This is a genomic window from Cupriavidus sp. 05T313 (assembly GCF_056396665.1).
Genome location: NZ_JBFTLX010000332.1, coordinates 1 through 6376, shown reverse-complemented (window position 1 = coordinate 6376; position 6376 = coordinate 1). Strand labels below are relative to the sequence as shown.

Genomic DNA, 6376 nt, shown 5'->3' with positions numbered 1-6376 from the left:
TCTCGAAGTAGACGCCGCTATGCAAAACAAGCAGTTCTTCGATGCGCTATGGAACCGGATGGCCCAGCAAGGGGATTTCCCCACGCTACAGTTCTGCATCGACAACGTATTCAAGACGCTGAGCAGCGATATCAGCGTCGGCGAGATGGCCGCTGCCGTGCTCTCCGACTTCAGCCTGTCGCAAAAGGTCATTCGCCTGGCCAACTCCGCCATGTACCGCTCTTTCGGGGGCGAGGTCACGACGGTGTCGCGCGCCATCCTGGTCCTGGGCGTCGATGCGATCAGCCATCTCACGCTGGGGGTCCAGTTGCTGGACTATTTCTCCGGCGTGGCAATCAACCGCCCCCAGGCCTCCCACGAGCTAAAGCAGGCCCTGATCGCAGGCGAGCTCACGCGCTCGCTCAGCAACGCGCAAGGCATCGGACAGGCCGAGGAGGCCGTCGTTTGCACGCTGATGCACCACATGAGCCGCCTTCYCCTCATCTTCTACTTTCCTGAAGAATGGGAACAGATCCGGGCCTTGTGCGAGGGAGATGCCATGCAGGAAAGCGAAGCCTGCCAGCGAGTCCTTGACGTGACCCTGGAGGATATCGCGGAGGCGGCGGCCATTAAATGGCGCCTGCCCGCCGTGATCGCGAACTCGATGCTGCGCAAGCGCTTCGATGCGGATTCCGTACTGGAATCCCATGCCGACTGGCTGGGCGCCATCGCCGACGTTTCCGCCCGGGCCGCCGCAATGCTCGCCAGCGATGCGCCCGAGGCAGCCGTCCAGGCCTTGCTCCTGACTCACGCGGAGGCGCTGGGCCTGCAAACCGCCGCGGTCGAAGGCGCGGTGAAGCAGGCCCTGGCATTGAACGTGTCCATGGCACATGCGGAGTCCCCGGATACAGACGATGCGGGCGATGCGAACCCTCCCCGGAACGCAGGCAAGCCCAAGGATGCGCTCAAGCGGCTCCAGCAGAGTCTCCTTGAGGTACAGCGCGAGGGCAGCGGACTGCCGGTATCCGAACTGGCTCCGCTGGTGCTCGAATCGGCCATGCGGGCGCTGAATTTCTCGCACTGTTTTCTCATGCTGCTCAATCCGATGGCGAAACGCTTTGGGGCGCGCGTCGGATTTGGCGAAGGCATGCGCGAGAAGATGGAGGCGCTATCGTTTGAAGAGGGATTTGTCCCCGATATCTTTCACTTCGCGGCCATCGCGCACAAGCCCCTGCTCTTCGAAGACTCCTTCGACAAGGAATTGGCACACCGCGTGCCGCGCTGGTATCGCGAGCAGATGCCCGATGCCAGGTCCATCCTGGTGGCGCCCGTGATGATCAAGAACCGCTGTGTCGCGATGATCTGCGGAGACTGGGGCACGACGGTTTGCGCGGGCGGACTGTCCGACGATGAAATGGAATCGTTCGATCTTCTGACGCGGGAAATCTCGTCGAGCTTTCTCCGCTCTGCCGAACACCGGTAGCCCTGGAGCGCGCGGGCGAGCGCGCGCCGCGCCGCCGCGACGTTGGTGGATACCAAAGTAGGCAACTCACCGATAGCGCGCGGCGGGTGCCGAGGCCATGCTGGACGCAGTATCTGAACATGGCTGGCAAGGCGCGCCACATCGGGCGCGCGCCCTTGCGTTGCCGCCAACATGGAAGCGCACTTGCAAATGCCGGCGATGCCACCGGCCCGGCCAGGCAGTCCTGGCCATGCCGGGCGGCGCGGCTTGCCTCCCTTACTCCACCGTGACCGACTTGGCCAGGTTGCGCGGCTTGTCCACATCAGTGCCGCGGGCGCAGGCCGTGTGGTAGGCCAGCAGTTGCAGCGGCACCACGTGCAGGATCGGCGAGAGGTCGCCGTAGTGCTCGGGCAGGCGGATCACCTGGATGCCATCGGTGGACTGGATGTGGGTGTCGCTGTCGGCGAACACATACAGCCGGCCGCCACGGGCGCGCACTTCCTGGATGTTGGACTTGAGCTTTTCCAGCAGGGCGTCGTTGGGCGCCACCGTGACCACGGGCATGGCCTCGGTCACCAGCGCCAGCGGGCCATGCTTGAGTTCGCCGGCGGGATAAGCCTCGGCATGAATGTAGGAGATTTCCTTGAGCTTGAGCGCGCCTTCGAGGGCAATCGGGTAATGCAGGCCACGGCCCAGGAACAGCGCGTTCTCGCGGCGCGCGAAGTCTTCGGACCAGGAGATGATCTGCGGCTCCAGCGCCAGCACGCCGTGCAGCGCCACAGGGAGGTGGCGCAGGTTGGCCAGTGCGGCGGCCTCGGCCTCGGCCGTGAGCTTGCCGCGCACCTTGGCCAGCGCCAGCGTCAGCATGTACAGCGCGGCGAGCTGGGYGGTGAAGGCCTTGGTCGAGGCCACGCCGATCTCGGTGCCGGCGCGGGTGAGGAAGCGCAACTCGGTCTCGCGCACCATGGCGCTTGTGGCGACGTTGCATACCGCCAGCGTGTGGGTGTGGCCCAGCGACTTGGCATGGCGCAGCGCGGCCATGGTGTCGGCGGTTTCGCCGGACTGCGAGATCACCACGACCAGCGCACGCGGGTTCGGCACGGTCTCGCGGTAGCGGTACTCGCTCGCCACCTCGACCTGGGTCGGGATCTTGGCGACGGATTCGAGCCAGTACTTGGCGGTGCAGCCCGAGTAGTAGCTGGTACCGCAGGCCAGGATCAGCACGTTGTCGATTTCGCTGAACACGCTTTGCGCATTGGCGCCGAAGAGTTCCGGCGTGATGGCTTCGATGCCTTCCAGCGTGTCGCCSAGCGCGCGCGGCTGCTCGWRGATCTCCTTYTGCATGAAGTGGCGGTACGGGCCCAGTTCCACGGCAGCGGCGTGGGTTTCGACCACGCGCACTTCCCGCTCGACCAGGTGGTCGTGCACGTCGTGGATCGTGGCGCCCTCGCGGGTGATCTCCACCACGTCGCCTTCTTCCAGATAGATGATGCGGTTGGCGGTGCCCGCCACGGCCAGCGCGTCGGAAGCCAGGAACGACTCGTTGTCGCCCAGCGCCACCACCAGCGGCGAACCGGCGCGGGCGCCGACCACGCGCTCAGGGTGATCCTTGGAGAACACGGCGATGGCGTAAGCGCCGTGCAGGCGCTTGGTCACCGCGCGCACCGAGGCGAACAGGTCGCCGCGCGTGGCGCTGCTCGGATATGTGTAGACCTGGTGGATCAGGTGGGCGACGACCTCGGTATCGGTCTGCGACTCGAAACCATAGCCGGCGGCGCGCAGCTCTTCGCGCAGCGGCTCGTAGTTCTCAATGATGCCGTTGTGCACCAGTGCGATGGTTTCGCCCGAGAAGTGCGGGTGGGCATTGGTGGTGTCGGGCTTGCCGTGCGTGGCCCAGCGCGTGTGCGCCACGCCGGTCAGGCCGGACAGGCCGGACGCGCGGGTCTGCTCGTCCAGGTCGGCCACGCGCGACACCGTGCGGGCGCGTTCGAGCGCGCCATCGCGCACCACCGCCACGCCGCAAGAGTCATAGCCGCGGTATTCGAGGCGACGCAGGCCTTCGATCAGGACCGGAACGATATTGCGCGAGGAAACCGCGCCGACGATGCCGCACATATTCTTCTCCCACGGGGTGCGGACACGGCCGCACCGGATGATTGCTGCGAGGACGGCGGCGCCGTCGCCCGAGGATTGCCCGTGCCGCCCGCCCTTATCCGGGCAGGTCGGCGGCGGGACTCATTTTTTTGCTTGCTTGACCGGCCGCTGCCAGGCATCGATGGTCATTTGCTTGGCGCGCGACAGCGTCAGCTTGTCGGCCGCCGCTTCCTTGGTCAGCGTGGTGCCGGCGCCAATGGTGGCTCCGCGGCGCACGGTCACCGGGGCGACCAGTTGCGTGTCGGAGCCGATAAAGACATCGTCCTCGATCACGGTGCGGAACTTGTTGGCCCCATCATAGTTGCAGGTGATGGTGCCGGCGCCAATATTGACGCGCGAGCCAACTGTGGCGTCGCCCACATAGGCAAGGTGATTGGCCTTGCTGTGCGCCGCGATCTGGCTGTTCTTGACCTCGACGAAGTTGCCGATATGCACGTCCTCGGCCAGCACCGTGCCGGGGCGCAGGCGCGCGTACGGGCCGATGCGGCCTTCCGCGCCGACGCTGGCATCCTCGAAATGACAGAACGGTTGCACCCGTGCGCCGGCACCCACGGTGCTGTTGCGAATCACGCAGTTGGCGCCGATATGCGCGCCGTCTTCGAGGTGCACCCGCCCCTCGAACACGCAATTGACATCGATCGTGACGTCGCGCCCGCAGGTGAGTTCGCCGCGGATATCGATCCGCGCCGGGTCCAGCAGCGTCACGCCGGCTTCCAGCAGCCGCTGCGCCAGGTTGCGCTGGTGGATACGCTCGAGCTCGGCGAGTTGCACCTTGCTGTTGACGCCAAGTGTTTCCCACAGCGCGGCGGGCTGTGCCGAGACCACCTCGACGCCGTCCGCGACCGCGCGCTCGACGGTATCGGTAAGGTAATACTCGCCCTGGGCGTTGTCATTGCGCAACGTGGACAGCCAGCGGCGCAGGTGGCCAGTGGGCGCCAGGATGATGCCGGTATTGATCTCACGGATGGCGCGCTGTTGCTCGCTGGCATCCTTTTGCTCGACGATGCGCACGATGCGGCCGTCTTCGCGCACGATTCGGCCGTAGCCGGCGGGATCATCCATCTCTACGGTCAGGATGCCGAAGCGCCCGTTGCCGGCCTCGGCCACCAGGCGCTGCAGCGTGGACGGCTCGGTCAGCGGCACGTCGCCATAAAGCACCAGCGTGGGCTGGCTGTCATCGAGCAGCGGCAGCGCCTGCGCCACGGCGTGACCGGTTCCCAGCTGCTCGGCCTGCAGGGCGAAGGCGACGTCTTCCGCGCCAACGGCTTCGCGCACGCGCTCGGCGCCGTGTCCCACCACCACCACAAGCCGCGTCGGCAACAATTTGCGCGCCGTATCAATCACATGCGCGAGCAATGGCCGGCCAGCGAGAGGATGCAGTACCTTGGGCAACGCGGAGTTCATCCGTTTGCCCATGCCTGCAGCGAGAATGACGATATTCACAAGGAGGGTCCTAAGTGAGTGTGTCCAAAAACCCGTTTGAAGCGCTCCCCCGCGATGGCCGGGGACGCGTAGCGTCGGCCAGGGTCCTGGCCCCAGCCCCGGTGCGCGGGGTAACGCCTGCGGCGACCCGGAATGGCGGGCGCGAACAGGCACCCAAACGCGCGGAAAAGGATTCTATCATGGGCGTTTTACGCCGTTTGACGACGTTTCCCCACCTGCGCGGGGACCGGATCCGGCGCCTCTTCCTGGCCACGGCCGTGCTCGCCCTGACGGCCTGCAGCGCCATGAAACTGGGCTACCAGCAGGGCGACCGGCTGGCCTACTGGTGGATCGACAACTACGTCGACGTAACCGCCAGCCAGGAACCGCTGACGCGCGATGCCATCGCCCGCTTCTTTGCCTGGCACCGCAAGGACCAGTTGCCCGAGATCGCCGGATTGCTGCGGCAGGCCAAAAGCGAAGTGCAGCAACCGGTATCCGCCGCGGCAGTGGGCAAGATCCAGGACGACGCCCAGCGGCTGGCGCGCGTAGCGTTCGACCGCTCCACGCCCGACGTGGCCGACCTGTTGCTGACGCTGACCCCGGACCAGATTGCCCGCATGGAGAAGAAATTCGCCGATGCCAACGCCAAGTACCGCAAGGAATACCTGCGCCCGGACCCGGCGGCGCGCGAAGAGGCCCGCTTCGACAAGATAATGGACTACGCGCGGCTGGTCTACGGGCGCTTTTCAAGTGACCAGGAAGCCGCCATCCGGCGCGCCATGGCTCCGGTGGTGCAAGGCGCCGAGGCGCGCTACGCCGAACGCCTCAAGCGCCAGCAGGAATGGCTGGCGCTGGTGCGGCAGGTGCAGGCCGAGCATCCGCCCAAGGCCCAGGTGGTCGAGATGCTCAAGCGCTATGGCGATCACTGGCAGAACCCGCCGACCAGGGAGCGCAATGCGCGTCATGACGCCAATAACGAGGCTGGACTGGCGTTGACTGTCACTATTGCCAACCTGACAACGCCGGAGCAGAAGGCACATGCGGTGGAGCGGTTTCAGAAATGGATTGATGATGCCAATGCGTTGATGCGTGATGGGGGCAATACTGTGGCTGCGCCTCGGCCGGCTCGGGCGGAGAATTGATTTTTTGGGGGGCCTTTTTGTAACTCGTTAACTGCTTAACTTCAACTTCAACTTCAACTTCAAAAGCCTAAAGTCAAAGGCAGTTTCACCTCCCCTGCGGGGAGGCGACCTACTTTCTTGTCTTGCCAAGAAAGTAGGCAAAGAAGGCGCGCCGGATGGGGCGACACCCCCTCGGGATCCGGCGAAAAGAGCGGCCGGGACCCAAACTCGCATC

The 6376-nt window shown here is 65.4% G+C and carries 4 protein-coding genes; 2 read left to right on the top strand and 2 right to left on the bottom strand.

Annotation, left to right across the window (positions count from 1 at the left end; genetic code table 11):
• On the top strand, positions 1 to 1462 hold a 1462-nt coding region (locus AC1DKD_RS37815; protein WP_477144462.1), incomplete at its 5' end, for an HDOD domain-containing protein.
• A 255-nt stretch (positions 1463 to 1717) separates the two neighbouring features.
• Here the strand turns inward: AC1DKD_RS37815 and glmS are convergent.
• Both glmS and glmU read right to left on the bottom strand, forming a co-directional pair.
• Positions 1718 to 3556: a glutamine--fructose-6-phosphate transaminase (isomerizing) gene (glmS, locus tag AC1DKD_RS37810; protein ID WP_477144461.1), complete on the bottom strand. Its 1839-nt coding sequence runs from the start codon at positions 3554 to 3556 to the stop codon at positions 1718 to 1720.
• Positions 3557 to 3676: 120 nt separating this feature from the next.
• Entirely contained in the window at positions 3677 to 5038 is a 1362-nt protein-coding gene (gene glmU, locus AC1DKD_RS37805) for a bifunctional UDP-N-acetylglucosamine diphosphorylase/glucosamine-1-phosphate N-acetyltransferase GlmU (protein WP_441635669.1), read from the bottom strand.
• Between the two features lie 179 nt (positions 5039 to 5217).
• Between glmU and AC1DKD_RS37800 the strand changes: the two genes are divergently transcribed.
• Positions 5218 to 6162: a DUF6279 family lipoprotein gene (locus AC1DKD_RS37800; RefSeq protein WP_441635671.1), complete on the top strand. Its 945-nt coding sequence runs from the start codon at positions 5218 to 5220 to the stop codon at positions 6160 to 6162.
• Positions 6163 to 6376 lie beyond the last annotated feature (214 nt).